This window comes from Klebsiella sp. HC6, assembly GCF_022605325.1.
Taxonomy (GTDB): Bacteria; Pseudomonadota; Gammaproteobacteria; order Enterobacterales; family Enterobacteriaceae; genus Klebsiella; species Klebsiella terrigena.
Genome location: NZ_CP093276.1, coordinates 3611639 through 3637100 on the forward strand (window position 1 = coordinate 3611639; position 25462 = coordinate 3637100).

General features: G+C 57.5%; 23 protein-coding genes. 14 read left to right on the top strand and 9 right to left on the bottom strand.

Annotated elements, in window-relative coordinates; translation table 11 throughout:
• The first annotated feature begins 14 nt into the window (after nucleotides 1-14).
• From MMW58_RS17430 to MMW58_RS17455, 6 genes are all read left to right on the top strand, one after another.
• The gene (locus MMW58_RS17430; protein WP_159236393.1) at nucleotides 15-1217 is read left to right on the top strand and encodes an MFS transporter; all 1203 of its coding nucleotides are present in this window, start codon (nucleotides 15-17) and stop codon (nucleotides 1215-1217) included.
• Nucleotides 1214-1954, top strand: a complete 741-nt coding sequence (locus tag MMW58_RS17435) for an alpha/beta fold hydrolase (protein ID WP_241721732.1) — start codon at nucleotides 1214-1216, stop codon at nucleotides 1952-1954. Before MMW58_RS17430 ends, MMW58_RS17435 begins: the two co-directional genes overlap by 4 nt.
• Complete coding sequence (locus MMW58_RS17440) at nucleotides 1936-2718, top strand: HpcH/HpaI aldolase family protein (protein ID WP_076945259.1); 783 nt, start codon at nucleotides 1936-1938, stop codon at nucleotides 2716-2718. Before MMW58_RS17435 ends, MMW58_RS17440 begins: the two co-directional genes overlap by 19 nt.
• A 10-nt stretch (nucleotides 2719-2728) precedes the next feature.
• Complete coding sequence (locus MMW58_RS17445) at nucleotides 2729-3913, top strand: cupin domain-containing protein (protein ID WP_133597576.1); 1185 nt, start codon at nucleotides 2729-2731, stop codon at nucleotides 3911-3913.
• Nucleotides 3914-4128: 215 nt separating this feature from the next.
• Nucleotides 4129-5526, top strand: coding sequence for an NAD(P)/FAD-dependent oxidoreductase (locus tag MMW58_RS17450; RefSeq protein WP_241721733.1), 1398 nt, complete (start codon nucleotides 4129-4131; stop codon nucleotides 5524-5526).
• Nucleotides 5523-6734 (top strand): FAD-dependent oxidoreductase, encoded by a 1212-nt coding sequence (locus MMW58_RS17455; RefSeq protein WP_133597572.1) that lies wholly within the window; start codon nucleotides 5523-5525, stop codon nucleotides 6732-6734. The genes MMW58_RS17450 and MMW58_RS17455 overlap by 4 nt, the downstream gene beginning before the upstream one ends.
• Before the next feature lie 275 nt (nucleotides 6735-7009).
• On the opposite strand, the gene MMW58_RS17460 is transcribed toward MMW58_RS17455, so the two are convergent.
• From MMW58_RS17460 to MMW58_RS17470, 3 genes are read right to left on the bottom strand one after another with little or no spacing between them, the layout of a single operon-like run.
• The gene (locus MMW58_RS17460; protein WP_133597570.1) at nucleotides 7010-7372 is read right to left on the bottom strand and encodes a DUF1937 family protein; all 363 of its coding nucleotides are present in this window, start codon (nucleotides 7370-7372) and stop codon (nucleotides 7010-7012) included.
• Between the two features lie 43 nt (nucleotides 7373-7415).
• Nucleotides 7416-8642, bottom strand: coding sequence for an ethanolamine utilization protein EutH (gene eutH / locus MMW58_RS17465; protein WP_241721734.1), 1227 nt, complete (start codon nucleotides 8640-8642; stop codon nucleotides 7416-7418).
• 11 nt (nucleotides 8643-8653) lie between these two features.
• A complete protein-coding gene (locus MMW58_RS17470) occupies nucleotides 8654-10096 on the bottom strand; it encodes an FGGY-family carbohydrate kinase (protein ID WP_133597567.1) in 1443 nt (480 codons plus the stop codon).
• Nucleotides 10097-10366: 270 nt separating this feature from the next.
• Between MMW58_RS17470 and MMW58_RS17475 the strand changes: the two genes are divergently transcribed.
• Nucleotides 10367-11152: a DeoR/GlpR family DNA-binding transcription regulator gene (locus MMW58_RS17475; RefSeq protein ID WP_076945252.1), complete on the top strand. Its 786-nt coding sequence runs from the start codon at nucleotides 10367-10369 to the stop codon at nucleotides 11150-11152.
• Between the two features lie 60 nt (nucleotides 11153-11212).
• Here MMW58_RS17475 and MMW58_RS17480 read toward each other — a convergent pair whose 3' ends face one another.
• Nucleotides 11213-12433 carry an MFS transporter gene (locus MMW58_RS17480; protein WP_133597565.1) on the bottom strand — a complete coding sequence of 407 codons (1221 nt, stop codon included), beginning with the start codon at nucleotides 12431-12433 and terminating at the stop codon, nucleotides 11213-11215.
• A 550-nt stretch (nucleotides 12434-12983) separates the two neighbouring features.
• Between MMW58_RS17480 and MMW58_RS17485 the strand changes: the two genes are divergently transcribed.
• Together MMW58_RS17485 and MMW58_RS17490 are read left to right on the top strand one after the other, a co-directional pair.
• Nucleotides 12984-14213, top strand: coding sequence for an ester cyclase (locus MMW58_RS17485; RefSeq protein ID WP_133597563.1), 1230 nt, complete (start codon nucleotides 12984-12986; stop codon nucleotides 14211-14213).
• A gap of 156 nt (nucleotides 14214-14369) precedes the next feature.
• Nucleotides 14370-15563, top strand: a complete 1194-nt coding sequence (locus MMW58_RS17490; protein WP_241721735.1) for an MFS transporter — start codon at nucleotides 14370-14372, stop codon at nucleotides 15561-15563.
• Nucleotides 15564-15573: 10 nt separating this feature from the next.
• On the opposite strand, the gene MMW58_RS17495 is transcribed toward MMW58_RS17490, so the two are convergent.
• Nucleotides 15574-16503 (bottom strand): LysR family transcriptional regulator, encoded by a 930-nt coding sequence (locus tag MMW58_RS17495; RefSeq protein WP_241721736.1) that lies wholly within the window; start codon nucleotides 16501-16503, stop codon nucleotides 15574-15576.
• 114 nt (nucleotides 16504-16617) lie between these two features.
• On the opposite strand from MMW58_RS17495, the gene MMW58_RS17500 reads away from it, so the two are divergent.
• Together MMW58_RS17500 and MMW58_RS17505 are read left to right on the top strand one after the other, a co-directional pair.
• Entirely contained in the window at nucleotides 16618-17673 is a 1056-nt protein-coding gene (locus MMW58_RS17500; protein ID WP_241721737.1) for an SDR family oxidoreductase, read from the top strand.
• 180 nt (nucleotides 17674-17853) lie between these two features.
• Nucleotides 17854-18336: a cold-shock protein gene (locus tag MMW58_RS17505; RefSeq protein ID WP_132510936.1), complete on the top strand. Its 483-nt coding sequence runs from the start codon at nucleotides 17854-17856 to the stop codon at nucleotides 18334-18336.
• 149 nt (nucleotides 18337-18485) lie between these two features.
• On the opposite strand, the gene MMW58_RS17510 is transcribed toward MMW58_RS17505, so the two are convergent.
• Nucleotides 18486-19025 (bottom strand): DUF2058 domain-containing protein, encoded by a 540-nt coding sequence (locus MMW58_RS17510; protein ID WP_133597555.1) that lies wholly within the window; start codon nucleotides 19023-19025, stop codon nucleotides 18486-18488.
• A gap of 424 nt (nucleotides 19026-19449) precedes the next feature.
• Between MMW58_RS17510 and MMW58_RS17515 the strand changes: the two genes are divergently transcribed.
• From MMW58_RS17515 to MMW58_RS17525, 3 genes are all read left to right on the top strand, one after another.
• Nucleotides 19450-19983 (top strand): glyoxalase superfamily protein, encoded by a 534-nt coding sequence (locus MMW58_RS17515; protein ID WP_241721738.1) that lies wholly within the window; start codon nucleotides 19450-19452, stop codon nucleotides 19981-19983.
• A gap of 287 nt (nucleotides 19984-20270) precedes the next feature.
• On the top strand, nucleotides 20271-21248 hold the full coding sequence (locus MMW58_RS17520) for a DUF1852 domain-containing protein (protein ID WP_241721739.1): 978 nt from the start codon (nucleotides 20271-20273) through the stop codon (nucleotides 21246-21248).
• Between the two features lie 26 nt (nucleotides 21249-21274).
• Nucleotides 21275-22306 (top strand): methionine synthase, encoded by a 1032-nt coding sequence (locus tag MMW58_RS17525; RefSeq protein WP_076945245.1) that lies wholly within the window; start codon nucleotides 21275-21277, stop codon nucleotides 22304-22306.
• Nucleotides 22307-22311: 5 nt separating this feature from the next.
• Here MMW58_RS17525 and MMW58_RS17530 read toward each other — a convergent pair whose 3' ends face one another.
• Genes MMW58_RS17530 through MMW58_RS17540 form a run of 3 tightly spaced genes read right to left on the bottom strand, consistent with a single transcriptional unit; the run spans nucleotide 22312 to nucleotide 25440 of the window.
• Nucleotides 22312-23175 (bottom strand): efflux RND transporter periplasmic adaptor subunit, encoded by an 864-nt coding sequence (locus MMW58_RS17530; RefSeq protein WP_133597551.1) that lies wholly within the window; start codon nucleotides 23173-23175, stop codon nucleotides 22312-22314.
• Nucleotides 23172-23387 carry a DUF1656 domain-containing protein gene (locus MMW58_RS17535; protein WP_133597549.1) on the bottom strand — a complete coding sequence of 72 codons (216 nt, stop codon included), beginning with the start codon at nucleotides 23385-23387 and terminating at the stop codon, nucleotides 23172-23174. Before MMW58_RS17535 ends, MMW58_RS17530 begins: the two co-directional genes overlap by 4 nt.
• The gene (locus MMW58_RS17540; RefSeq protein ID WP_371822940.1) at nucleotides 23377-25440 is read right to left on the bottom strand and encodes an FUSC family protein; all 2064 of its coding nucleotides are present in this window, start codon (nucleotides 25438-25440) and stop codon (nucleotides 23377-23379) included. The genes MMW58_RS17535 and MMW58_RS17540 overlap by 11 nt, the downstream gene beginning before the upstream one ends.
• Nucleotides 25441-25462: the final 22 nt, after the last annotated feature.

A 25462-nucleotide genomic window follows, 5' to 3' on the forward strand; every position in this document is an offset into this window, starting at 1 on the left:
ATCTGGAGGTTATTATGTCCCTGCAATTACTGCGTCGTGATGTCCTGCTGTTCTTTATTATCAGCCTGCTCTTTTTTGTCAGCATTCACGCCTTCGACCCGTTCCTGGCACCCTACATCACCTCGCTCAACGTCGAGGCCAGAACCATGGGTATCATCATCGGCGCCACCGGACTCGCCTCCATGCTGCTCCGTTTCCCCACCGGCATCCTTTCTGACCGCTTCCATAACCGCAAGCGCATTATTCAGATTGGCCTCCTCTTCACCATTCTCTCCTGGCCGGTGGTCTTCCTGCATCCCACTCCCGAGACCCTCTTCATCGCCAAGCTCGCCGACGGCGTGACCAGCGCCACCTGGGTGATTTACAACGTCATGTTCGTCGCCTTCTTCCCCCCGCTTGAGGCCGCGGCCGCCGTCGCACTCCTCAGCGTGACCTCCCCCGTCGGCACCTTTATCGGCATCTCCCTCGCCGGCTTTATGGCCCGCCATTTTGGACCCGAGTCGAGCTTCCTCGTCGCCTCCGCCGCCGCCACCCTCGCGCTGGTGCTGACCTTCTTTATTCGGGAACGTCGCCCGCTGCAGGCCCGCGAGGACGCGGCTCAATCCGCCGTGCGCAGCCAGCTCACCGATAAATCCGTCTGGTATCTCGGCGCCCTCTGCGCCGCCGTAATGATGGTCCCCTTCGCCACCCGCGATACCCTCACGCCCCTGCTGGCCGAAGGCTTCGGCATGGCCGCCGGCTCGCTCGCCACCCTGAGCAGCATTCACCTCTTCTTCTATGCCCTCTCCACCGCCCTCTGCGCCCCGCTGTTCTATCGGCGCCTCGGCCTCGCCAGAACCGCGGTTATCGGCGGCGTCCTGCAGGGCGTGGTGGCCATCGCCATGCCCTACGCCCCCAATATCATGGTGCTCTTCGCCCTGCAGGCCCTCGCCGGCACCGCATTTGGCATGATCTTTACCGTGCTTAACTCCCTGATTGTCACCCATACCCCGGTGTGGCAGCAGTCCACCCGCGTGGGCCTCTACCAGAGCATCTACTCCGCCGGCATCTTCTTTGGCCCGGTGCTGGTGGGCTACATTAAATACTACTTTGCCATGAAGCAGGGGTTCCTCGTGGTCGGCATTATCTCCATTGTCTCCATCGTCCTGATCCGCCACGTTATCCGCATGGTTGAAGCCCGTCGCGAGCCCCAGCCTGCAGGCGTGCCGGCGGTATGATGCAGCCAATTAACAACGCCAGCGTACCGCTCATCCTGCTCGGCGGTACGCTTTGCGATGAGCGGCTGTGGCAGCCGGTGCTGGAACAGCTCGACGTTAGCGACGCGCGGCGTTTTACCCTGCAGGCGGATGATTCGTCCACGGCCGCGGCCGAGCGCCTGCTGGCGCAATTACCGCCGCGCTTCTGCCTGGCCGGATTCTCGCTGGGAGCGATCGTCGCGCTGGAGATGCAGGCCATCGCGCCGGAGAGGATTGCCGGGCTGGCGCTGATTTCGGTTAACCCGCTGGCCGACAAAGCGGAAAACGCGGCGGGCCGGCGGCAGGCCGTCGAGCACGCCAGGGCCGTCGGCTTCGCGGCGTTTATTACCCAGCAGCTGTGGCCGCGCTACGTCGCACGCCGGCGGCAGAACGAGACGCCGCTGCGCCAGCAGATTATCGCCATGGCCGACGCCTGCGGCCATGACGTCTTTTGCCGACAAACGGAAATCGCCATCGGCCGCCGCGATCGCCGCGCTGACCTGAGCCGGCTCAGGGTACCGATCCTGCTCCTCAGCGGCGAGGAGGATCCTATTTGTACGGCGCAACATCACCGGGCGGCGCTGCTGGCGGCGCCTTCTGCCCGCTGGCAGGAATTGCCCTGCGTAGGCCACTTTGTGCCGCTTGAGGCGGCGCAGGAGACGGCAACTGCGCTTCATTCATGGATAAACGAGGTTCTTGTATGCGATTCAATCCGCTAAAACAGCGCCAGCAGCCGATCGTTAACGGCTGGCTGGCCCTCCCCTGTAGCTACAGCGCCGAGATTGTCGGCCATCAAGGCTATGACTGCGTCACCGTTGATATGCAGCACGGCATGATTGACTTCGCTTCGGCGCTGAGCATGCTGCAGGCGCTCTCCTCCACTCCCGCCACGCCTATCGCACGGGTGTCGCATAACGACGGCGCGCTGATCATGCAGCTGCTTGACGCCGGCGCTTACGGCATCATTTGCCCGATGGTATCCAGCGCTGAAGAAGCGCGCCGCTTCGTGGCCGCCTGCCGCTATCCGCCGCTGGGCAACCGCTCGTTTGGCCCCGCGCGTGCGCTGCTCTACGGCGGCAAGGATTATCCCCAGCACGCCAATGAGCAGATCCTGACGCTGGCCATGATTGAAACCCGCGACGGCTTAAAAAACCTCGAGGCCATTCTGGACGTCGAGGGCCTCGACGGCATCTTCATCGGCCCTAACGACCTCTCCCTGACTCTGACCGGCACCGCCAGCGCGGAGTCTCAGCACCCGGAGATGCTGGCGGCGATCGATCGCGTGCTGACCCATACCAAAGCGGCCAATAAAATCGCCGGAATATTCTGCACCTCGGGCCCGGCGGCGGCGGCGCGCATCGCCCAGGGCTTTACGATGGTGACCCCCGCCAACGACGTTATGCAGCTCTCTCAGGCCGGACGTGATGCGGTTGCGCAATCCCGCGGCGAAGTACCCCCCGCCCGTTCGGGTTCAGGTTATTAATGGAGACCTTATGAAAAATACCGTGTTAACACATGAAGAAGCGCGTCAGCGCCTGGTCACCCCGGCGGATATGGTGTCCTGCAGCGTGGCCTTTATCGACTGTAAGCTGCCCGGTTCCCACCTCAAGCAGAACTACTCGTTTATCGGCCCCGGCGTGACCCAGTCGAGCGAGCAGGTAATCAATATTCCGCTGCCGCACGGATTTAACATCGGCGCCGCCGCCATGCCGAAGGGGGTAACCAATAACCTGCACCTTCACTTCACCGCCGAGGTATTCCTTATCCATGAAGGAAGCTGGCGTTTTCGCTGGGGGGCAAACGGTGAAAATGAAGCGACCTTCAGCGCCCCGGCGATTTTGTCGATCCCGACGTGGATCTTCCGTGGTTTTACCAACGCCTCTCCTACGGACACCAGCGGCTGGGTATTCACCGTTCTCGGCGGGGACAACACCGGCGGTATTATTTGGCACCCTTCGGTGATGCAGGCGGCGAAGGAGTACGGACTGTACCTCAGCCGTGACAATATGCTGATTGATACCGAAAAGGGAGACGCCGTTCCCGATGAGTCGGCGCTGATGCCCGAGATTTCCCAGGCCGACATCGATGCGTTGACGCACTACACCCCGCAGCAGATGGCCGAGTTTGCGGTGACGGGCGAGCAGCGCGAGTGGTCGACGCAGGGGTTACTCGACGCGGCCATCCCCGGCCACGGCGCCGAAATTGCCCCGGTGATTGGCTTTGGAATAAGCCAGGACCGCAGCAGCCGGGCGAAAATCATCCGCCCGCATGGTTTCTCCGTGGAGTGGCTGAAACTGCCGGCGGGCGGCAAAATGGGCCGCCACCGCTGCGAGCAGGTGCAGGTCATTATGGTGTTTAAAGGCACCCTGGAGGTCACCTTTAACCAGCGGGGCGAAGAGGTGGTGATAACCGCGCCCGAGCGCTCGGTTATCTCTATCCCGGAAAACTGCTGGCGGCAGTACCGCGCGCTGGACGGCGTCTGCGAAGTGACCTTAACCACCCGCGGCGACGAGCGTAAAACCCTCTACTGGGACGAAGAGATCGTTGCCGCCGCCGAGCAGCAGGGCTGGGCTGTGGATCCCGACGGCTACCTCGCCGCCGCCGACCTCCTTCCGCTGACGGCGCGCAGGGTTTACCCCCGCGTGCAGCGCGCCTACCAGAATCGTCTCGGGGAGTAGCGCGCCCGCGATGCTTGCGCCGCTGGCCGCTAACCGCAGGCTGAAAACGGCGCCAAAATCCCACTTCCCGCAAAGCCATCTGAGCAATCAGATGGCTTTTTATTTGTTTGCTCATCTCATTATGTGGTTTTGGTGTTGTTTTTTCTTTTTATGTGTTGTTTTTGATGTTGCTTTATGGTGACATTAGGCATCATTCCAGCACAGGCAAAATTTCTATGGAGCAGAAGACTCACGATTTTGATGTCGTCATTATTGGCGGCGGCGTTATTGGCTGCGCGGTCTTTCGCCGCTTCACCCTGATGGGCGCGCGTACGCTACTACTCGAGAAAGGCGGCGATATTCTTTCGGGCGCCAGCAAGGCAAACAGCGCCATTCTGCATACCGGCTTTGACGCGCCTCCGGACAGCCTGGAGCTGGCCTGCATGCAGGCGGGATATAGCGAATACAAAGCCATTCACCAGAAAATGAATCTTCCGCTGCAGGAAACCGGGGCTATTGTCGTCGCCTGGAATCAGGAGCAGCTGGAGGCGCTACCGGGAATCGTCGCTCAGGCGCACCAGAACGGGGTGCAGGACGTCGTGCAAATTTCACCGGAAGAGATCTACCGGCGCGAGCCGCAGTTGGCCACCGGCGCGCTAGGCGGAGTTCTGGTTCCGGGCGAAGGGATTATTGACCCCTGGAGCAGCCCGCTGGCCTATCTGACGCAGGGGGTTAAACACGGCGGGCAGTACCGCTTTAACTGCGAAGTGACCGGTGCCGAATTTAATCACGGCCGCTGGTCAATCCAGACTTCCGCGGGAGTTTATCGGGCCGCACTGACGGTCAACTGTGCGGGAAACCATGGCGATCGTATCGATGCTTTATGGCGTACCCCGGAATTTGAGATCAGACCGCGTAAAGGCCAGTTCCTGGTATTTGATAAACCGGCCTCGGCGCAAATCAACGCGATTATTCTGCCGGTTCCCACCGCGCGCAGTAAAGGCGTGCTGCTGTCAAAAACCATTTTCGGCAATCTACTTTTAGGCCCGACGGCCGAAGAGCAGACCGATCGCGATTGCGCCGAAGTCAACGAGGCGGTATTGCAGTCTTTGATTGCTCAGGGTGAGCGCATTTTACCCTCCTTAGCCGACTACACGGTGACCGCCACCTACGCCGGTTTACGCCCTGCAACCGAGTCAAAAGAGTACCGAATTTACCCTTACCCTGAGAAACAGTGGATAACAGTCGGCGGTATTCGTTCTACCGGTCTTACCGCCGCGCTCGGTATCGCCGGTTACCTGGAAGCACTCTATCTCCAGGACTTTGCGACCCTGTTCGAGCACGCGCCGCCCGAGCGCCTGGAGTGGCCGCAGATGCCGATGCTGTCGGACTATGAGCCGCGCGACTATACCTGCCCGGGTAACGGCGGCGTGGTATGCCATTGCGAATGGGTCACGCGGCGGGAGCTGGAGGCGGCGTTTGATTCCGCCGTTCCGCCGGGCTGCATCGGAGGGCTGCGGCGGCGGACGCGCGTCATGATGGGGCGCTGCAACGGATTTTTCTGTAGCAACCACGTTGCCGAAATTGTCGGCGATCGCTTTAGCAATACGTTGATCACGGGGCAGATAAAATGAGCAAGCTGTACGATGTCATCATCATTGGCGCCGGACCGGCGGGACTGGGCGTTGCGCGCGCCCTGCAGGAAGCCGGCGTGAAGGACGTTCTGCTGATCGAACGTGAAAATCAGCCGGGGGGCGTTCCCAAACACTGCCGCCATCCCACCTTTGGCCTGCTGACCTTTTGGCGGCCGATGAAGGGGCACACCTGGGCGGAAAAGCTCCTGAGCTACGTCCACTACCCTATCCGCACGGCAACTACCGTCACCGCGCTGCTGCCGAACGGGCAGATCGAAGTCTCGTCGGATAGCGGCATGGAAACGCTACGGGCGCGGAAAATCGTGCTGGCCACCGGCGTCAGGGAGACCCCTCGCCACCCGCGGCTGGTGAGCGGCGTCCGGCCGCAGGGCGTGCTGACCGCCGGGGCGCTACAGCAGTTTGTCTATCTGCGCGGGCTGAAGCCGGGAAACCGCTCGGTCATCGTCGGAACGGAGCTAGTCAGCTTTTCCGCCATCTGGACCCTCAGAAGCGCGGGTATTCGGGCGGTGGCGATGATTGAAGAGGGCCCGCGCCCTACGGCCTGGCGCTGCTGCCTGCTCTTTGCCAAACTCTTGCAGGTTCCGGTCTACTTCAACAGCCACGTATCCAGAATCACCGGCAGCGAACGCGTTGCGGCGGTCGAAACGATCGGCAACGGGGTAGAGAGAGTCATACCCTGCGATAGCGTGATTTTTACCGGCCGGTTCACCGGGGAATATACCCTGATACGTAAAAGCCATCTGGCTGCGGACTTTGGCACCGGGCGTCCGCTATTTGACCAACACGGCGCCTGCTCCGACCCACAATATTATGCCGTGGGTAACATGACCCACCCGGCCGATATGGGCGACCAGTGCTATCAGGAAGGGCTGCGTATCGGTCAAACCCTGGCACGGGTGCTGCGGTCCGAGGTTGCCGACGTCGCCTTTATTTCGCTCCAGCATGACGACAGCATCCGCATCTCAGCGCCCAGCATCGTTCGTCTCGATGGGGCCGATGCCAGAACCACGGTGAATATCCGCGTACAGCGCCCTATCGTTGGCGATGTCGTGGTACGCGACGGCGATAAAGAGCTCTACCGCCGCCGCCGCCGCTGCATGCCAGAACGCCGGATCCTGCTCAAGGATATTGATATGAGCGGCGTCACGGCGCAAAGCGTCCTGCATATCGCTATCGAAACGCGCTAACGTCCTTAAGATCGACTCCGCTGCCTGCCGCCAATAGTGCCGGCAGGCATTCTCCCCTGTCGACACGCCCGGCCATCTTTTGCAACGACTCTGCCGCCCTCTTCTCCAGGGAAATTCCGCCTGCCGCCGAACGAGGGTTCAAAGGGAACAAACGCTCTCGCTTCGTCAACCGCAGAGATGACAAAGGGGAAGACGACGCTTCCCCTTTACCCGATTATCGGGCGCGATACTGACAATAAGCGCAGCGGGTGATAGCCGCCGCGCCGCAGGCTATTTTAGCTGGCGATAAACTCGTCCTCGACCTCTGACCATAGGCTTACCCTCTGCCCCCGCTGTTCAAAAAACTCGATTTCCCGCTGAATACCGATGCTTTTATCCCAGCCCGGCAGGTCAACAATAATCAGCTCATCCACGACGCCCATAAAAAATGCATCCACCGGCGCCCAGCGTTTACCAATATCCTGCTTCGCAGTGTGTCGCATGACCTGATTGATGGGGTGCGATAGCGTCACCTGACTAAAAACAAGATTGCCGGACTCAATAATCGCCGCCGCGACCTGATTACATGAATTAAAGCGCTGGTTGACGACCGCTTCGTCGACGTGGCTATAGGGACAGGCCAGAAAAATCTTTCTCATTACGGGTACTCTCCATATTTACAGGGGGGAATATAGGATGGCATCAGGCGATTAATTTTTTACCTGCGGCGGTCGCCGGCGCTTGCGACTCCAGCTTTTCTGCCGCGGGCACCGAAATAACCATCGCGATAGCAATGGCTAAGATTCCGGCAATAAACTTACCGGCCATAATTGGAATAACCAGCGAGGGCTGGAAGTTGGCGGTGAACGCCAGGTGGTCACCCAGGGTGGCCTGAGCGCAGATACCAAAGGCGATACACAGCACTTTGTCTCTGGCGCGCATATTACGAAATAAATGGTACACCGCGATGATATTAGCCAGCACCATCACCAGTCCCAGCGCGCCGGTCTCGGTCAGGGAAAGCTTTTTGCCGATATAGCGCATAAATCCCTGGCAATACTTTTGGAAAAGAAAGCAGATCGGGAAGGTCCCTGCCAGCATAATGCCAATATATCCCGCTATTTCGATAGCGCGGTACAGGCTTTTCTCATCGGCAAACAGCGGGTCGAAAATCCAGCCGCCAAAAAGTCGGGTAAATACGCCGGTAAAATGTTCAATAATGCTCAGCGCGAGGACAATTTTAATAAAAGCGTCCATGAGTTTCCCAAATATCAGAAAAGCGCTGACCATAATCAATGGCCGATACTTCAGGCCGATAGCAAGGATAAAACAAAAGGCGAACAGCGGCGCCAGGAGCTTTAGCGCGGAGAGCAGGTCGATGCTGAGCATGTAGTTGGCGGGAGAGGTTGTGGAAATCATTTCCCGGACCGGCACGTGATATAGCGTGATGGCCAGCAGCGAAACCAGCACGCCAAAAGGAATGCTGACAAGCCCGGCCATAGCCCCTAGCGCAAGGTATTTATGGTCAGCTTTGTTGAGCATGATCAGCCCTACGGGAATGAGATAGACGATGCTCGCGCCGGAGGTATAGCCGACGAGCATAGCGGTTATCCACATATCGCGGTTCGCGGATAGCGCGTCAGCCAGCTGATAGCCCCCCATATCGACCGCAATCACCGACAGCGCCGCCACGGCCGCGTTGGAGCCCATTGCCTGAAACAGCGGCCCGACGGTTTGCAAAATCGCATGGGTTAACAGAGGAAGCGCGGCCATAATACCCGCCTGCGCCAGAAAAACCGGGCCGATGGAGTGAATACCGTTTACAAATTCACGCCCGAGGCCGCTTTCAGGACGGATAATCGAGGCTAAAGCCCCTAACAGCGTACCCGCCATAATAATGTAAACGATCGCATTGCCAATTTCTGACATAAACAAATCTCTTATTCAGGGCGTAAATTGCGGGCGCGGGAGATAATGTCCTGATAGCGTAAGAACAGATCCGCGAGGTTATTTTCCGAGGGTGTAATCACTTCCCGTTGATGGTTAATCTTTAACTCGCGATCGACGCCTAAACCCTTGCGAGCCAGCATTGCAATACCCTGGGCCGTCATCTCTTTATTGCTGGGGGTCACAATATTCTTTTGTAGCAGGTTAGCGAGGAACTGCTTGAAATAGTGATTGGCGGCCAGCCCGCCATCAACAGAAATGGATTCACCGACGGTCCCGACCTTTGCCATAGCGGCAATGACCTCGGCCGAACGTACCGCGATCCCTTCCAGAATAGATTGCAGCATATCCTTGCGCTCCGTTTCGAGCGACAGGCCGGCCCACAGCCCTGCGGCAGAGCGGTCCCAGTACGGGCAACCTAATCCGGACAGGGCGGGTACAAAGGCCAGACCCCGCGCAATCGCCGACTGGGTGGGGAAATCGCTGAACTCTTCGATATCGGTAAACAGGCCGATTTTGCGCGCCCAGTTAATCGCAGAGGCGGCATTGTACACGCCGCCGTCGAGCCCGTAGACCGGCGTCTCTCCAGGCATTTTCCAGCACAGGGTGGGCAAAAGGCCGGAGTCCAGTGGATCGGGTATCGTATGACCTGCGATAGACTGCAGGAAGGCTCCGGTGCCGAAGGTAATTTTCATCTGCCCTGCCGACAGGCAGCCGTGCCCGTAGGTCCCGGCAAACTGGTCTACGATACAGGCCGTAAGCGGCACCGCGTTGCCGTCCAGCATGACGTCGCCAAAATGACCGACGTTATCCTTAACCGCCGGTAGCGCATTGACCGGCACGCCAAACAGGCGGCACAGCTCTTCATCCCACTCCAGCGTGTGGATATTAAACAGCGAAGTGCGTGAGGCCGAGTTATAGTCCGTTGCGTGCACGCCGCAAAGGTGGAACAGGAAAAAGGAATCCATCGTGCCGAGACGCAGGCGCCCCTGCTTTGCCAGCGTATCTGCGCCCGGCACGTTGCGCATGATCCAGCCTAATTTCGTGGCCGAGAAATAGGTATCAAGAGGCAGGCCGGTTCGGGCCTTAACCATCTCTTCGACGCCATCCAGCTTCAGCGCGCGAACCACGTTTTCAGTCCGCTGATCCTGCCAGATAATGGCGTTATAGAGCGGCAGCCCGCTGCGTACATCCCAGGCAACGACGCTCTCCCCCTGATGAGCCAGGCCGATGGCGTCAACGGCATTACAGCTTCCCAGACAATTGCGGATATTGCGCAGGATCTCCAGCGGATCGTGCTCAACCCAACCCGGGTTAGGCGTAATCTGCTTGTGGGGAACGCTCGCTGGCGAGTGGTGCTTTCCATCTTCTGAAAAGACCACCACCCGTGTTCCCGTCGTTCCCTGATCGATAGCGGCATAGCGTTGGTTCAACATAATCGGCTCACTTGCAGGTGTGATTTAATTGTTGTTTACATGTGTATTTAGTGTGAGATTTACATAAAATCCACAAATACACAACACAAAAAGGCATCAATCGCCAGGGATTTGTGACTGAGATCTCGTTTTAATTTGCTCTCGGCCGGACGGGTGTTACATAAAATGATGTAGGCGTTTATGCTGGTAATGTATAATTGCGCGTCGGGAAAATATACAGGGCTTGTATGATGCCCTTTTGAATCAAAATAAAACGATCAGGGAAAATCAATGAATACTGAAATCGTCAGTTCGGCAGACAGAAGAACCATCATTCTGGAGAAACTTAAAAATAATGGTCAGGTTTCTGTGAATGAGCTTGCTGACATATTTCAGGTCTCTCAGGAAACCATTCGCCGCGATTTGAATAAGCTCGAAGAGCAGCGCCTGATTAAAAAAATCCACGGCGGAGCCGTCAGCAGCCAGTTTGGCTTCGAAATGGAGTTTAATGAGCGGGCGAAGATTGCGGCGAGTGAAAAAAAGGCCATTGCGCGCAGCGCGGTAAAACTGTTTAAGCCCGGAGATTCGCTGTTTATCGACTTTGGTACCACCACTCTGGAGTTTACCCGCCAGTTAGCTGAAATAAACGATCTAACCGTCATCACTAATTCACCGCTGATTGCTAACGTGCTGCATGAAAATGATTCGATAAAAACGATCCTGATTGGCGGCGAGTTTATCAGTTCAAAATTTGAGTGCGTCGGCGCCATTGCCCTCGATAATATTAAGCGCTTCTTTGTGGATTATGCGGTCATCGGCGCCGGCGCGGTGCATACCGCCGTCGGGGTGATGGACCAGGATATTAACGAAGCGACCATTGCCCGCCAGATGATTGAAAACAGCAGCCGTACGGTGGTTCTCGCCGATGGCCACAAGCTGCAAAATCACGCGACCACCCTCGTTTGCGAGTGGGACAAAATCCATTACCTCTTTACCACTAATGACGGCTCTCAGGCGAAGAAAAGCAAATTCCCGGACAATGTTCAGGTCACATTCGCCAAAGCGGAGCGGGAGTAATCCCGCTGTCACCGCGTTTGAGCACGCAGGCCGCGGTACCCCTTACCACGGCCGTTTACGTTAAGCGCGTTTTCCCACCGAGATTGGCAGGCTACAGCGCGGCGTTCGTTGCTGCACCAGCTTAGCCGCCAGCGCAATAAGCAGCGCGGCAGCGGACGACAGAGCGGCGATCAGCATATAGCCGGCCTGCATCGTGAAGTATTTCAACATAATCCCCATCAGCACCGGCCCCCAGAACATCCCGGTGGAATAGATAGTCTGGAACAGGCCCATCCGCGCGGTTTGTTCTTCAGGGGTAGTGTTTACCACGCTGAGCGACATCATGACGGCGAAGGCCATGCCGAACGAAAAGCCCGCCAGCGCCTGAAAGGCCGAAATCACCATGTAGTTTTGCGTCAACGGAATACCCAGGGCGGCAATCGCCTGGAGCAGCGATCCAATGACGGCGGTTTTCACCAGCCCCAGCCGCGGATAAAAGACGGCGCTGCACAGCGCAACGGCGAGCGCATAAAACAGCAGATGCAGGTTGCTTAGCACCGCGATCAGCATGCCCGTATTTCCCAGCCTCAGCATATAGATAGGCGTCAGGGTATCGCGGGTGGCAAAGGGCACGAGGAGGACGATGGCGCACAGGATCCCGACAAACCAGATAGTGCGGTCCGTCAGCTGCCCCCATGCGCTTTTAAAACAGTCGTTGAGCCGCGATTTTACCGGAGTTTCAACATGTTCCTGCAGGAATAAGGAGATAAATAACGCGGCTAACGCCGCCGCGCTGGGGATCAAGAAGCCCAGGTTCGGCGGGAAATTCTGCACAATAATGCCGCACAGCGTGTTACCCAGGAAGACGCCAACCGGACTTGCGAGGGCCAGTAACGCCACGGCGGCCGGCGCTTCGTTCTTACTGAAGTAGCGGATAAACATGATGTTGTAGAGTACCCACGTTGCCGACGCGATGCCTGAAGAGGTTTTGGCAATATACAGCGTGATATCGTTGGTATGAAAATAGGCCACAGGCCACATCACCATCGGTAACAGGAGGCTGATCTGGATAAATATTTTCCTGTTATGCAGCGTTCCGGATATAACGCTTAACGGAAAACGCAGTAATACCGTAGCCAGCCCCGTCGCGCCCATAATCAGCCCGACAATCTCAGGGGGAATATCGTGTTGAACCATATATGACGCGAGAAACGCGTCATAGCCATTAATACAAATAAAAAACAGCAGGCTCATAATAAAAAAGAGGAAAATTTCCCGCCGGGTGAATAATTGTTTAAACATATTCGCGTCCTGGTTTGTTATTACAGTCATAAGAACGAATTTATTACACGTCACGCTGCATTCGCGCCGCAGGTAGATGATAAATATTTAATTGATATTACTCATACCGCTCGCCTTCATTTTTTCTCGCTCATCCCTACCCGTTATTAGCCGCGCTCGACTCCGTGCGAGCAGGAGGTCCGTCACCGCTGCGGGCCGACCTTCTGCTTTCAGTGTACACATCAAAACAACACAATAACAACCAATATAAGCGCACAAAACAACATAAAAGCAACACACAAGTCACATCTCAGCGATAAAGTCAGCCTCTCACGCGCTTAGAGATTGCGGTTGGCGGAACGGATTTAGCCTTTTAGTGTGAGCACGATCACTAAAACAATCTAGCCTGTGACATTTATGTTGCTTTTAGTTGTTTTTAACGTAAAAGATTTTACATAAACAACACCAAGACAACAACAAGTCAGCGTGGAGTTATAGGCCAATCGGCCAGCGTGATTAATTAATTCATTGAAATAACACATTAAATAAAGCTAAACCGCATACAGAGGGCATGATGAACAAACCACAGATCGTCAATGATATTAGCGACAATAAAGCTGCGTCAGAAGTAAAAGCCGAGAATAGCAATGAAAATCAGAAAGATAAGAAAACGGTGCCGGTTTCATTAAACCGCCTGCCGCGTCAGCTCGACGAACAGCACATGCCGGCAGATTTCACTATCTCATGGGACAGCTATAAGCGAGGCGGGACGGACAAATTCCTCGCCCAGACCCCGTCTCACCTGCACCGCCATCCGATGCGCGGTTTTGACAAAGAGTACGTCAATATCATTGATTACATCATCCGCATCACCCACCGCATCTGGGAAGAGGGAGATATCGGCTATATCTACGATACCTACAGCCACGACTGTAACGTGTGGGATGATGTGGGACTGCACGTCGGTCGCGATCGCGTCGTGGCCGGCACGGCGCGCACGCTGAACGCTTATCCTGATATCCGCATTCTGGGGGATGAGGTGATTTGGGCCGGCGATGAGAACGTGGGATTCCACTCCTCCCACCGTAGCTACATCATGGGAACCAATACCGGCTTCAGCGAGTTCGGCGCACCGACAAACAGGCCCGTCCGCTTCATGTGTATTGCGAACTGCGTGATGTTGGAAAACGAGATCTTCTATGAACACGTGCTGCATAACACGGCGAGCCTGATCCAGCAGCTCGGTCTTAACGTATTTGACGTTGCCCGCGACATGATGACCAGGCATGGCGAAAACCCGCTGGCGCGCGATTTCGTTTCAAGCGAGCCTTTCCGCGTGCCGGGCCAGGGCAAGCCGGCCCTGCTGCCTTTACCGCAGGGGAATAAGCTGGACGTCCGCGCCTTTATCAATGCGTTCTATCAGAACGTGTGGAATCGCAGAATGCTGCGCTCCCTGACGGATTTCTGTTCACCCAACATCGCCTATCAGGGACCGACGGAGCGCGTGTATCAAGGCCTTGGTAACTACAAATCGTGGATCCTCTCTCTGCTCGCGATGTTCCCGGACCTGACGTTCTCCGTAGATGATGTTTACTGGATGGGTAACGATCAAAGCGGATATCTGGTTTCCGTTCGCTGGAGCGCGCAGGGTACCCACCTGGGTCACGGTATTTACGGTAAGCCAACCGGTAAAGAGGTCCATCTGGTCGGGATCAGCCAGTACCGCATTCAGGACAATATCATTCAGCAAGAGTGGTCAATCTTTAACGAGTTTGGCGTGATTACTCAGCTCGTTTCCTGATCTTTATCTTAAATAAGGGGCGGTCAGCCCCTTATTCATATCGACGCTAAGCCGTAGCGCTCTGTACCACCCGATCGTGAAGGTGTTTTTTTCAATGCTGCGCTATCGGGTTTCTACGATGTAACTCTTTCCCGCACTCTGAATCTGGAGGCTACTATGTCCCTGCCATTACTGCGTCGTGATGTCCTGCTGTTCTTTATTATCAGCCTGCTCTTTTTTGTCAGCATTCACGCCTTCGACCCGTTCCTGGCACCCTACATCACCTCGCTCAACGTCGAGGCCAGAACCATGGGCATTATCATCGGCGCCACCGGACTCGCCTCCATGCTGCTCCGTTTCCCCACCGGCATCCTTTCTGACCGCTTCCATAACCGCAAGCGCATTATTCAGATTGGCCTCCTCTTCACCATTCTCTCCTGGCCGGTGGTCTTCCTGCATCCCACTCCCGAGACCCTCTTCATCGCCAAGCTCGCCGACGGCGTGACCAGCGCCACCTGGGTGATTTACAACGTCATGTTCGTCGCCTTCTTCCCCCCGCTTGAGGCCGCGGCCGCCGTCGCACTCCTCAGCGTGACCTCCCCCGTCGGCACCTTTATCGGCATCTCCCTCGCCGGCTTTATGGCCCGCCATTTTGGACCCGAGTCGAGCTTCCTCGTCGCCTCCGCCGCCGCCACCCTCGCGCTGGTGCTGACCTTCTTTATTCGGGAACGTCGCCCGCTGCAGGCCCGCGAGGACGCGGCTCAATCCGCCGTGCGCAGCCAGCTCACCGATAAATCCGTCTGGTATCTCGGCGCCCTCTGCGCCGCCGTAATGATGGTCCCCTTCGCCACCCGCGATACCCTCACGCCCCTGCTGGCCGAAGGCTTCGGCATGGCCGCCGGCTCGCTCGCCACCCTGAGCAGCATTCACCTCTTCTTCTATGCCCTCTCCACCGCCCTCTGCGCCCCGCTGTTCTATCGGCGCCTCGGCCTCGCCAGAACCGCGGTTATCGGCGGCGTCCTGCAGGGCGTGGTGGCCATCGCCATGCCCTACGCCCCCAATATCATGGTGCTCTTCGCCCTGCAGGCCCTCGCCGGCACCGCATTTGGCATGATCTTTACCGTGCTTAACTCCCTGATTGTCACCCATACCCCGGTGTGGCAGCAGTCCACCCGCGTGGGCCTCTACCAGAGCATCTACTCCGCCGGCATCTTCTTTGGCCCGGTGCTGGTGGGCTACATTAAATACTACTTTGCCATGAAGCAGGGGTTCCTCGTGGTCGGCATTATCTCCATTGTCTCCATCGTCCTGATCCGCCACGTTATCCGCATGGTTGAAGCCCGTCGCGAACCGGCGCCGGCCGTCGGCTGAAGCCGACAAACTATATTCTGCGCAGGTCCAGGGACGGGTGCATGGCTATTCCGCTGACGTTGCTCATCCCGCTAATAATGGCCTCGGTGAGCATCCGCGCCTTCAGCGGGATAAAGCGTCGGGTAGGATAGAGCGCATACAGCGCGAGCGGCTGCCAGCGATACTCCGGCAGCACCTGGACCAGCGTTCCCTGCGCCAGCTGCCTGGCCACCAGCGGCTGCTGTATGCCGCCAATCCCGCCCCCCGCCTCCAGCGCGGCAATGAGCGAGAAACTATTGTTGGCGCGGAAAACAGGGGTCAGGCGGACGCTCTCTTTGCCGCCCGCGCCTTCCAGGGTTAGTTCGTCTCCGGCGGCCAGGCCGCTGTAGCGAAGCGTCCGGTGCCATGCCAGCTCTGACAGCCGCGCCGGCGTCCCCGCCTGCTGCAGATAGTGCGGCGCGGCGACCAGCACGCGCTGAACGTTAGCCAGCCGTCTGACGACCTGGCTAAGCCCAGCGGGCTCTCCCAGGCGGATGGCCAGATCGACGCCCTCGCTCACCACATCGGCAAGCCGGTCCTCCAGCGTCAGCTCGACGCTGAGCTGCGGATTCCGCTGCTGAAAGGCGACAACGATCGGCGTCAGAAGATGCTGGCCAATCCCCGTTGGCGCCTGCACGCGCAGCGTTCCGCTAAGTTTCTGCTGCTGCTCAAGCAGCGTCTCTTCCGTTTCGCTCAGCGCATCGAGGATTGGGCGGATCTGCTGATAGTAGCGCTCGCCCGGCTCGGTCAGGGTCACCGAGCGGGTGGTGCGCAACAGTAACGCCACCCCGAGGCTCTGCTCGAGGGCCATCACCTGCTGGCTGACCGCCGGCTGGGTCAGCCCGAGGCTGCGGGCCGCGGCCGAGAGATTACCGGTTTCGGCCACGCGGATAAAAACTTCCATCGCTTTGAGCTTGTTCATCGCCTTCACTTCAAAGATTTTGTTATTAATCTTATTACAAATGCCCCTCTTCTGCCTTCCTCGCTAATGAATCATGCTCAGGTTTCACTTTCGACTCGCAAAGAGGTGCTTAGCATGAAGACTCAACAACATCAGCGTTTGGCCGCGGTTGCCGGCGCCAACGGCGTCGCCGGAAACAGGCTTATCGATGAGCTGGAGCGCTCCGGCTGGCAGGTCATCGGGCTGTCGCGGCGGGGAGGCGCCTCGCGTCCCGGCGTTCGCTACCTGGCGGTGGACCTGCACGATCGCAAGGCGACGATGGCGGCGCTGGCGGATCTGCCGGTCAGCCATCTGTTTTATGCCGCCTATCAGCATGCCGACAGCTGGGCCGGACTGGTGGAGCCGAACCTCAGGATGCTGGATAACGCGCTCAGCGCCGCCGAGCAGTCGCCCCGGCTTGCGCACGTCAGCCTGATGCAGGGATATAAGGTCTATGGCGCGCATCTTGGCCCGTTTAAGACCCCGGCGCGCGAAAGCGATGCGGGGCATATGCCCCCGGAGTTCAACGTGGCGCAGCAGATGCTGTTGGAAGCGCGTCAGCCGGGAACAAACTGGCGCTGGACGGCGTTACGCCCGTCGGTCGTGGGCGGGCTATCCACCGGTAATCCGATGAACCTTGCCCTGTCGCTGGCGGTGTATGCGGCTATCTGCAAGGAGATCAATATTCCGCTGCGCTTCCCCGGCCGGCCGGGCGCCTGGCACAGCCTGATTGAGATGACCGATTCCGGCCTGCTGGCCAGGGCGACGCTGTGGGCGGCCACCAGCGAGGCGGCTGAGAACCAGGCGTTCAACGTCAATAATGGCGATCTGTTCCGCTGGCAGGAGATGTGGCCGCGTATTGCGGCCTGGTTCGATCTGCCGGTCGCCCCGCCCCTGCCGATGTCGCTGCGTGAGGTGATGGCGGATAAAGCGGCCACCTGGCAAAAAATGGCGGCAAAATATCAGCTCAGGGAGAGCAATATCGGTGCCATTACGGGCTGGGAATTCGTCGATTTCGTTTTCAGCTGGGACTACGACATGTTCGCCGATGGCAGCAAAATACGCCGCGCCGGCTTTCATGACTACTGTGAAACCGAGCAGATGTTCTTTCAGCTGTTTACCCAGTTCCGCCAGATGAAGCTCATTCCCTGAGCGGGTTAACCCGAGCCGAATGAGCCCGGCCGCGGCTCATTCGCCGTTAGCCGGCCGCCGCCTGCTCGCATAGCTGAAATTTATCATCCAGACTTAAAGCAAAGGCGTAGTCTGCGCAGGGATTGTGTTTTACACTGCGCGCTGCAAAAACTCAGTAGATAAACGATTAAGTAGGCGGTAATGGCGATGAACGGAACAATCACAACCTGGTTTAAAGATAAAGGCTTTGGATTTATCAAAGATGAAAACGGCGATAACCGTTATTTTCATGTGATTAAGGTCGCCAATCCGGAGCTGATTAAGAAAGATGCGGCGGTGACTTTTGAGCCCACGACCAATAACAAGGGCCTGTCAGCCTATGCGGTGAAGGTGGTCCCGGAAAGCAAATATATCTATATCGCCGGCGAGCGCATTAAGCTCACGTCGATCAAGTCTTACCTGGTCTACAGCGAAGAAGTGCCTGCCGATATCCGCATTGATAAAGAAAATGCGGTGCTCTCGGTGGGGGCGCTGATGGGCAGCATTCGGCCGAAGGCAGCCGCCGAGCCGGGTGAAATGCGCGCGCTGAAAAAGCTGGCGATCACCACCTTCCAGGGAACAACGCTCATCTTCTCGGAAGATGAGATAGACGTTGATGCCACGGTGAAAATGCTCAAGGTCTGAGAACCTGCGAACGGCCCGCTGCCAAAGCCCCGCCTGCGCATGGCGCAGCGTCCGGGACCTGGGCCGCGTTTTGCAGAAGCTATCCGCACCGCAGAGTTAATGAAAAGTCCTTCAGGACTTTTCATCTGAAAGCGCTGATGCAGGCAGATTTACCACATCAAATCATCAGGCACTTTGAAGTCGGCGTACGGATCGTCTTCATCCTGCTCTTCCTGACTCAGCGCGCTGTTTAAGACAATGTAGCTGGCATCGCGCTGGGCAATTTTATCGGCGACGACGGCGGGGATAATCGCGTATTCGTTCTCGCCGCTGCCCTCAGCAACCAGGCGCGCGATGGCGAGGCGGCCGCTAATCAGCTGAGCGTGGGTTGGCTTATCGACCACGATTTTTTTAATTAAGTTGCTATCGGTGAAGTTAAAATCGATATTGCCTCTGGCGACGCTGATTCGGTTCATTTCAATCAGCTGCTTGACCTGCGCTTTATACTCTTTCGATAAGGTGGCCTGCTTTTGCTGTTCGCTCAGCTGCTTATCACGCTCAAGCTGGGTCTTTTTGTTTTCTTCCACCGCCTCTCTGGCCTCACGCGCCTGAACCCGTGATTTTTTAGCCGTTCTTTGGACTTTAGCTATTTTCTTGCTGGTCACCAGACCCGCTTTTAGCATCTGCTCTTGTAAGGTAAGTTTTGTCATTTCCGCTTCTGAACCCGTTGAATAATGCGTGGGATTATACCCGTAATTTTAGCCGATATACCAGGCCACCTGCCCCGTTTGCGAGGGGTTTCCCAAACGGCGCGCCCGAGCAAAAGCGCTCATCCGCGCTAAGCCGCTTAAGCGCCTACGGGCAGCGATAATCGGTACGCCAGCGAGGGGCGCCGGTCGGGCGAAGAAACCGACGCCCGCGGTTAGCGCTTTTTTCATTCAGGGACAGCGGCCTGGCGCAGGGCTTGCGTCATGGACTCTCATTATATATTTTAATCCCTGGCCCGTGCTGCCCGCCGCTCGCTTCCGAAAGGAAAAGGTGAAAGCACGTCATTGACCCAGGTTGCTTAGCTCACATCTTGTGACGATCGGGGTTTGGTAATGCGAGCGCCAAAATGCCCTGACGACAGGAGAAATGATGTTTTCGATCGAGCAGGCAAAGCTTATGGCAACCAAACTGCGCAACTCGCTTGAGTCGCGCAACGTCACCCTCCCCCACTCTTCGGCGCTTGAAATCGTGGCGCAGCAGCTGGGCTATAAGGACTGGAATACGGCAGCGGCAAGGTTAGATCCGCCGGCGGCTCCCGCTGCGGTCTCATTTGAAAAAAGCATCCCTATTTTACGCATGTTTGACGAGCGCAAAGCGCGCGAATTCTACGTCGATTTCCTCGCCTTCAGCGTTGAATTTGAGCATCGCTTCGCGCCAGACCTCCCCCTTTATCTCGGGATTGGCCGAAACGGCCTGCAGATTCACCTCTCTGAACATCACGGCGACGCCAGCCCGGGTGCGACAATTTTCATACCGATGCGCAACATTGAATTATTCAGGGATGAGTTAAGCCGCAAGAATTACGGCTACGGGCGGCCGGAAATCGTGCACCAGGCGTGGGGAAAAATCCTCGAGGTTCACGATCCCTTTGGCAACAGGCTGCGCTTCTGCGAAAGCTAATCCCCGCCAACGCCTCCGCGCAGCGCCCTTCCCCCGTCGGTTGACGGGGGAAATCCTCCACTCCAGGGTCGTGCGCGGCGCCGACGCATTCAGCCCGATCCCGGATCATGAAGATAGCTCATGTTGTAATGAAATTAACTCGCTTTCGCTCATCTGGCGCCTCTGGCATAAATACACAATATTAACTTATTGACAACATGAAGAGTGACGGACGAGAAAACCAGCCGCTGCTGGACAATCACCCCGCAAACTCAGTTTTCATGTCAGAGCCAGGATACAAGATCGCGATGAATAAAGACTTTACGTTTACGGTTAAGACCACTCTTTTCGATGAAAACTATAACCCTTCTGAAAATACGCGTATTACTACCAACTTCGCGAATTTAGCCCGTGGCAAAGAGCGTCAGCAGAATTTGCGCAATACCCTGGTGATGATTGACAATCGTTTTAATACGCTGGCGCATTGGGATAACCCTAAAGGCGATCGCTATGCCGTCGAACTTGAAATTATTTCTGTTGAAATGAAGCTCGAAGCCAACGGCGAAACCTTCCCGGCGATCGAAATTTTAAAACCCTATATTATTGATAAAAAGACCCAGCAGCGCCTTGACGGTATTGCGGGGAATAATTTCTCGTCCTACGTGAGAGATTATGACTTTAGCGTCGTGCTGTTAGAGCACAATAAGAACCAGGCGCAGTTTAGCATCCCGGACAACTTTGGCGTCCTGCACGGCAATATATTTAAAAACTTTGTTAGCTCCAGCGAGTATAAAGCGAACTTTAAAAAGCCGCCGGTCATCTGTTTAAGCATTTCAAGTAAGGATACCTATCAGCGGACCGGCAACCGGCATCCGGTATTAGGTATCGAATACCAGCAAAACGGATCGTCTTTGACCGAAGAGTATTTCGGCAAAATGGGCTTAACGGTTCGCTATTTCATGCCTAAAAATAGCGCGGCGCCTTTGGCCTTTTATTTCACCGGGGATCTGCTGAGCGATTACACCGACCTTGAGCTGATCGCCACCATCAGCACCATGGAGACATTCCAGAAAATTTACCGCCCGGAGATTTACAACGCCAACTCCGCGGCAGGGCAATACTATCAGCCCAACCTGAATCACCAGGATCATTCATTGACCAAAATCGTTTATGACCGGGAAGAGCGTAGCCGGCTGGCTATCGAGCAGGGAAAATTTACCGAAGAGCATTTCATCAAACCATACCAGAATATTCTTGCGCAATGGTCTGCTAGCTGCCCTCTTTGATTAATAGAAAATAAAGGTCATCCATTATGAAAACGTTATTACCGACTTCAACCGCCGGCAGCTTACCGAAACCTTCCTGGCTGGCGCAGCCTGAGACCCTGTGGTCGCCGTGGAAATTGCACAACGAGGAGCTCGTCGAGGGGAAACAGGATGCGCTGCGCCTCTCCCTGGAAGACCAGCTTCGTGCGGGGATCGATATCGTCAGCGACGGCGAACAAACCCGTCAGCACTTTGTCACCACGTTTATTGAGCACCTCAGCGGCGTTGATTTTGAGAAACGCGAGGTGGTTAAAATACGTAACCGCTACGACGCCAGCGTTCCGACGGTCGTTGGCGCCGTAGCGCGTCAAAAGCCCGTTTTCGTCGAAGATGCGCGCTTTTTGCGCCAGCTCACCAGCCAGCCGATTAAATGGGCCCTGCCGGGGCCGATGACGATGATCGATACGCTTTACGATAACCACTATAAAAGCCGCGAAAAGCTCGCCTGGGAATTCGCAAAAATTCTCAATCAGGAAGCAAAAGAGCTGGAGGCGGCCGGCGTCGATATTATTCAGTTTGATGAGCCCGCCTTTAACGTCTTTTTTGACGAGGTGAATGACTGGGGGATCGCCGCTTTAGAGCGAGCCGTCGAAGGGCTTAAATGTGAAACTGCGGTACATATCTGCTATGGATACGGCATCAAGGCCAATACCGACTGGAAAAAGACCCTCGGCTCAGAGTGGCGGCAATACGAAGAAGCGTTCCCCAAACTGCAAACCTCTAATATTGATATCATCTCGCTGGAGTGCCACAACTCGCGCGTGCCGATGGATCTGCTCGAACTGATCCGCGGTAAAAAAGTGATGGTCGGGGCCATCGACGTGGCCACCAATACCATCGAGACGGCAGATGAAGTCGCCGCGACCCTGCGAAAAGCGCTGCAGTTTGTCGATGCCGACAAGCTCTACCCTTCGACCAACTGCGGCATGGCTCCCCTCTCTCGCCGGGTAGCTACGGGTAAACTCAACGCCCTAAGCGCGGGCGCGGAGATTATTCGCCGCGAGCTCGCCAACGGGTAGTCGCGTTACCGGGTAATGGCGATACTCGCCGACAGCCCGGCGACCAGCTCAACCCCTGCCGGTAGCGTATCTATATGGATACGTACCGGCACCCGCTGCGCAAGCCGCACCCAGCTGAAGGTCGGGTTTACCTCCGGTAGACCCAGCCCGCCGGTGTCGTCATTACTGTCGCCGATGCCGTGTCCGATACTCTCAACGTGGCCGGCGATGGTCGCTTCAAACCCCATCAGCGCGATCTGCGCGCTGTCGCCCACCCGAATATGGCGCAGCTTCGTCTCCTCAAAATAGCCCACCACCCAGAAACTCTGCGCATCGATAACGGCAACGGTGGTCACTCCGGCGGTGGCGTAATCGCCGGGACGCAGCCTGAGATGGGTGACGTAACCGGCGACCGGAGCCCGGACCGTGGCATGGGCCAGGTTGAGCTGCGCCAGCTCCAGCGCTGCCAGCGCCCCGTGATAGTTCGCCGCCGCGACGTTCGCCGCGCTGCCCGTTTGCTGTAAATCCTCCTTCGAAATCACGCTGCTGAGCTGCGCGCGCCTGCGGGCGGCGTCCTGGCGCATGGACATCTCATGGCGCCTCGCTTCGACTTCGGCCTCGGCGCTGGCTACCGCCAGCTTCAGCCAGTGCGGATCGATGGTATAGAGCACATCGCCCCGATTGACCCACTGATTATCCCTCACCGCCACGCCGTTCACCGGCCCGGAAACATCCGGCGCAATCCGCACCACATCCGCGCGAACCCGGCCATCCCGGGTCCAGGGTCTCTGGGCATAATGCTTCCACATCATGAAAGCCAGAATGGATGCCGCCGCGACCGCAATAAGCGTCAGCGCGTAGCGGCTCAGTAGAGACAGAAATGACTTCATGCTAATAACCCCAGCGCGTTCACTCCCTGCAGCAGCAGGAAAAAGGTGAAAATATAGGTCGAAAGCCCAATCAGTGGACGACAGGGCAAACTGCGGTATAGCCTGCTGAAAGCGAAAAGCGCCACCAGCAGCAGCGTGCACAGCAGGGCCACCAGCGCGACCGCCAGCAGTCCGGGGACGAAGACCCCGCCCAAATTAACGTCATTCATCATCGGATAGCTTCCTGTTTTGTTCGCTCAGGGCACAGTGCAGATCGACAAGCTCGTCCATCAGCCGACGCGATAGGCCATCCGTCGCCGGCGCATAGCGGTCCACGATGGCCAGGATCCGCGGGCGTAAGGCGGCGGCCTCTTCCCCACCGGCCAGCCGGGAAAATAGCGCATTAATTTCCTTCGCCGCCTCGCTCCCCATCTGAAGACGCAGGCGGCGTAACCGCATCACGCAGCGCCCCACGCGCAGATGGTGCAGCATGTGGTTGAGCGCCTGCCCCGACGATTGCCGGCTTCGCGGCAGGCGCGGCAGCAGGAGCGCCGTGCGGTCAATCATCAGATTCGTCCACTGCGCCTCATCCGGCGCAAAGGTCCCCTTTAGGCTGCGCCTGACGTCGCGGCGGCAAATGCGCAGCAGGCGATTGATGGCGGAGTCTGCCTGCACCGTTTGCAGCACGCGCATGCTCGCCACGGCAAAACCGGTGGCGGCAAACAGGGCGATGGCCGTGTTGATCGCCACCGCGAAGTCACCGCTGTAGTGAGGGCCCAGCTCGCATAAAATGGGCAGCGTCAGCGTAATCCCCATGGCCATAAACGTGGTGGGCGGCCGCGCCTGCAGCGAGCCAGCCAGCAAATAGACCGGGGCCAGCGCCGCGGCCAGCACGCTGAAATCGGTAATCTGGGGGAGGAGCACGAAGCTGTAGATCAGGCTGGCCGCCACGCCATAGGCCGAGCCGACGATATACTTAACGATATGGGGCGCCGGCGTATCGAAACTGCCAAACAGCGTGCAGCAGACTCCGAGAATGGAAACCGCCGTGCCGCCATCGGGCCAGGCAGAGTAAATCCAGACCGCGCAGCCGCTCGCTATTATCGTGAAAGCGCCCAGCGCGGTACGCGCAGCCGACAGGCCGTCGCGATGGAAAACGTAGCCCGTTACCGCCCTGCTTTCGGCGGCTATTTGCGCGGGCTGCGCATGGCGGATGGCGTCAGCGAGCCGCTCGCACTGCTGCAGCAGGATGATTGCCTGCTGGAGGTGACGGGCCAGGCTCACCTGCTGGTACCTGGCAAACGTCTGCGCATCGGCCGCGAGCCGCGCCGTTAGGAGCGCGCTGCGTTCTGCCAGCGCGTCTCCCGCTATTTTCCGCTGCCCCGCCTCCTCGCAGGCCAGCCATGTTTTGACATCCTCCAGCAGCTGCTGCAGATCGTCCGGGATGGCGCCGATCGGCTGCAGGCGATCGCGTAATTCGCAGCTGACCACCAGCAGCTGCGCCAGCCGGTCATGGATCGCTTTTCTGCCGTTGCGGGCAAATCCCGGGATCGCAAAGTCATAGGGGAGATGGTGATTGACGCCCTGCAGGAACTGCAGCGCCAGAGCCAGCTGCAGGCTCCCCGCGGCCTCATCGGGTTTACCCGTTAGCGCGTGGGCGAGAGTCTGGCGCACGGCGCGCAGCATTTCTGCAACCTTGCTGTTAAACAGTCCGGATAGCCGCTTTGGCAAAACGTACCTGTGGACCAGGGCTGCACAGAAGATGCCGATGGCAATCTCCTGCACCCGGGTGATGGCGACATCAAAAATGGCGCCGGGATCGAGTACCGCGGGAAAGCCGATCAGGCTGGCGGTGTAGCCGGCTAACAGATAGGCATAGGCGCGGGGCGTGCGCTCAAGCAGCGACAGGTAAAGACAGAAGGTAATCCAGCCGGCGAGCACCGCGCTGCAGACCAGCGGCGTATTAACAAAGGCCGGCACGATCAGCACGGTCGCCCCGGCGCCGGCTATCGTGCCGATCAGGCGATAGACGCAGCGGCTCAGCGACGCACCAACCGACGTTTGCGACACAATGTAGACGGTAATAATGGCCCAGGAGGGTCTTTCCAGGCCGATGGATAAGGCGAGGTAATAGGCCAGCATCGCGGCCGCAAAACTTCTTGCGGAATAGAGCAGAGCATCGGCATCGCTCAGGAGGCCGGGCGAGGAGAGTAGCGCCCCCGCCCGACGGAAGACCACGCTTTTAGCCCGCAGCAGGCGGGAGGGACAATCGTTTATTTGGCTCATGCCGGCAATTATTACCGGGTTG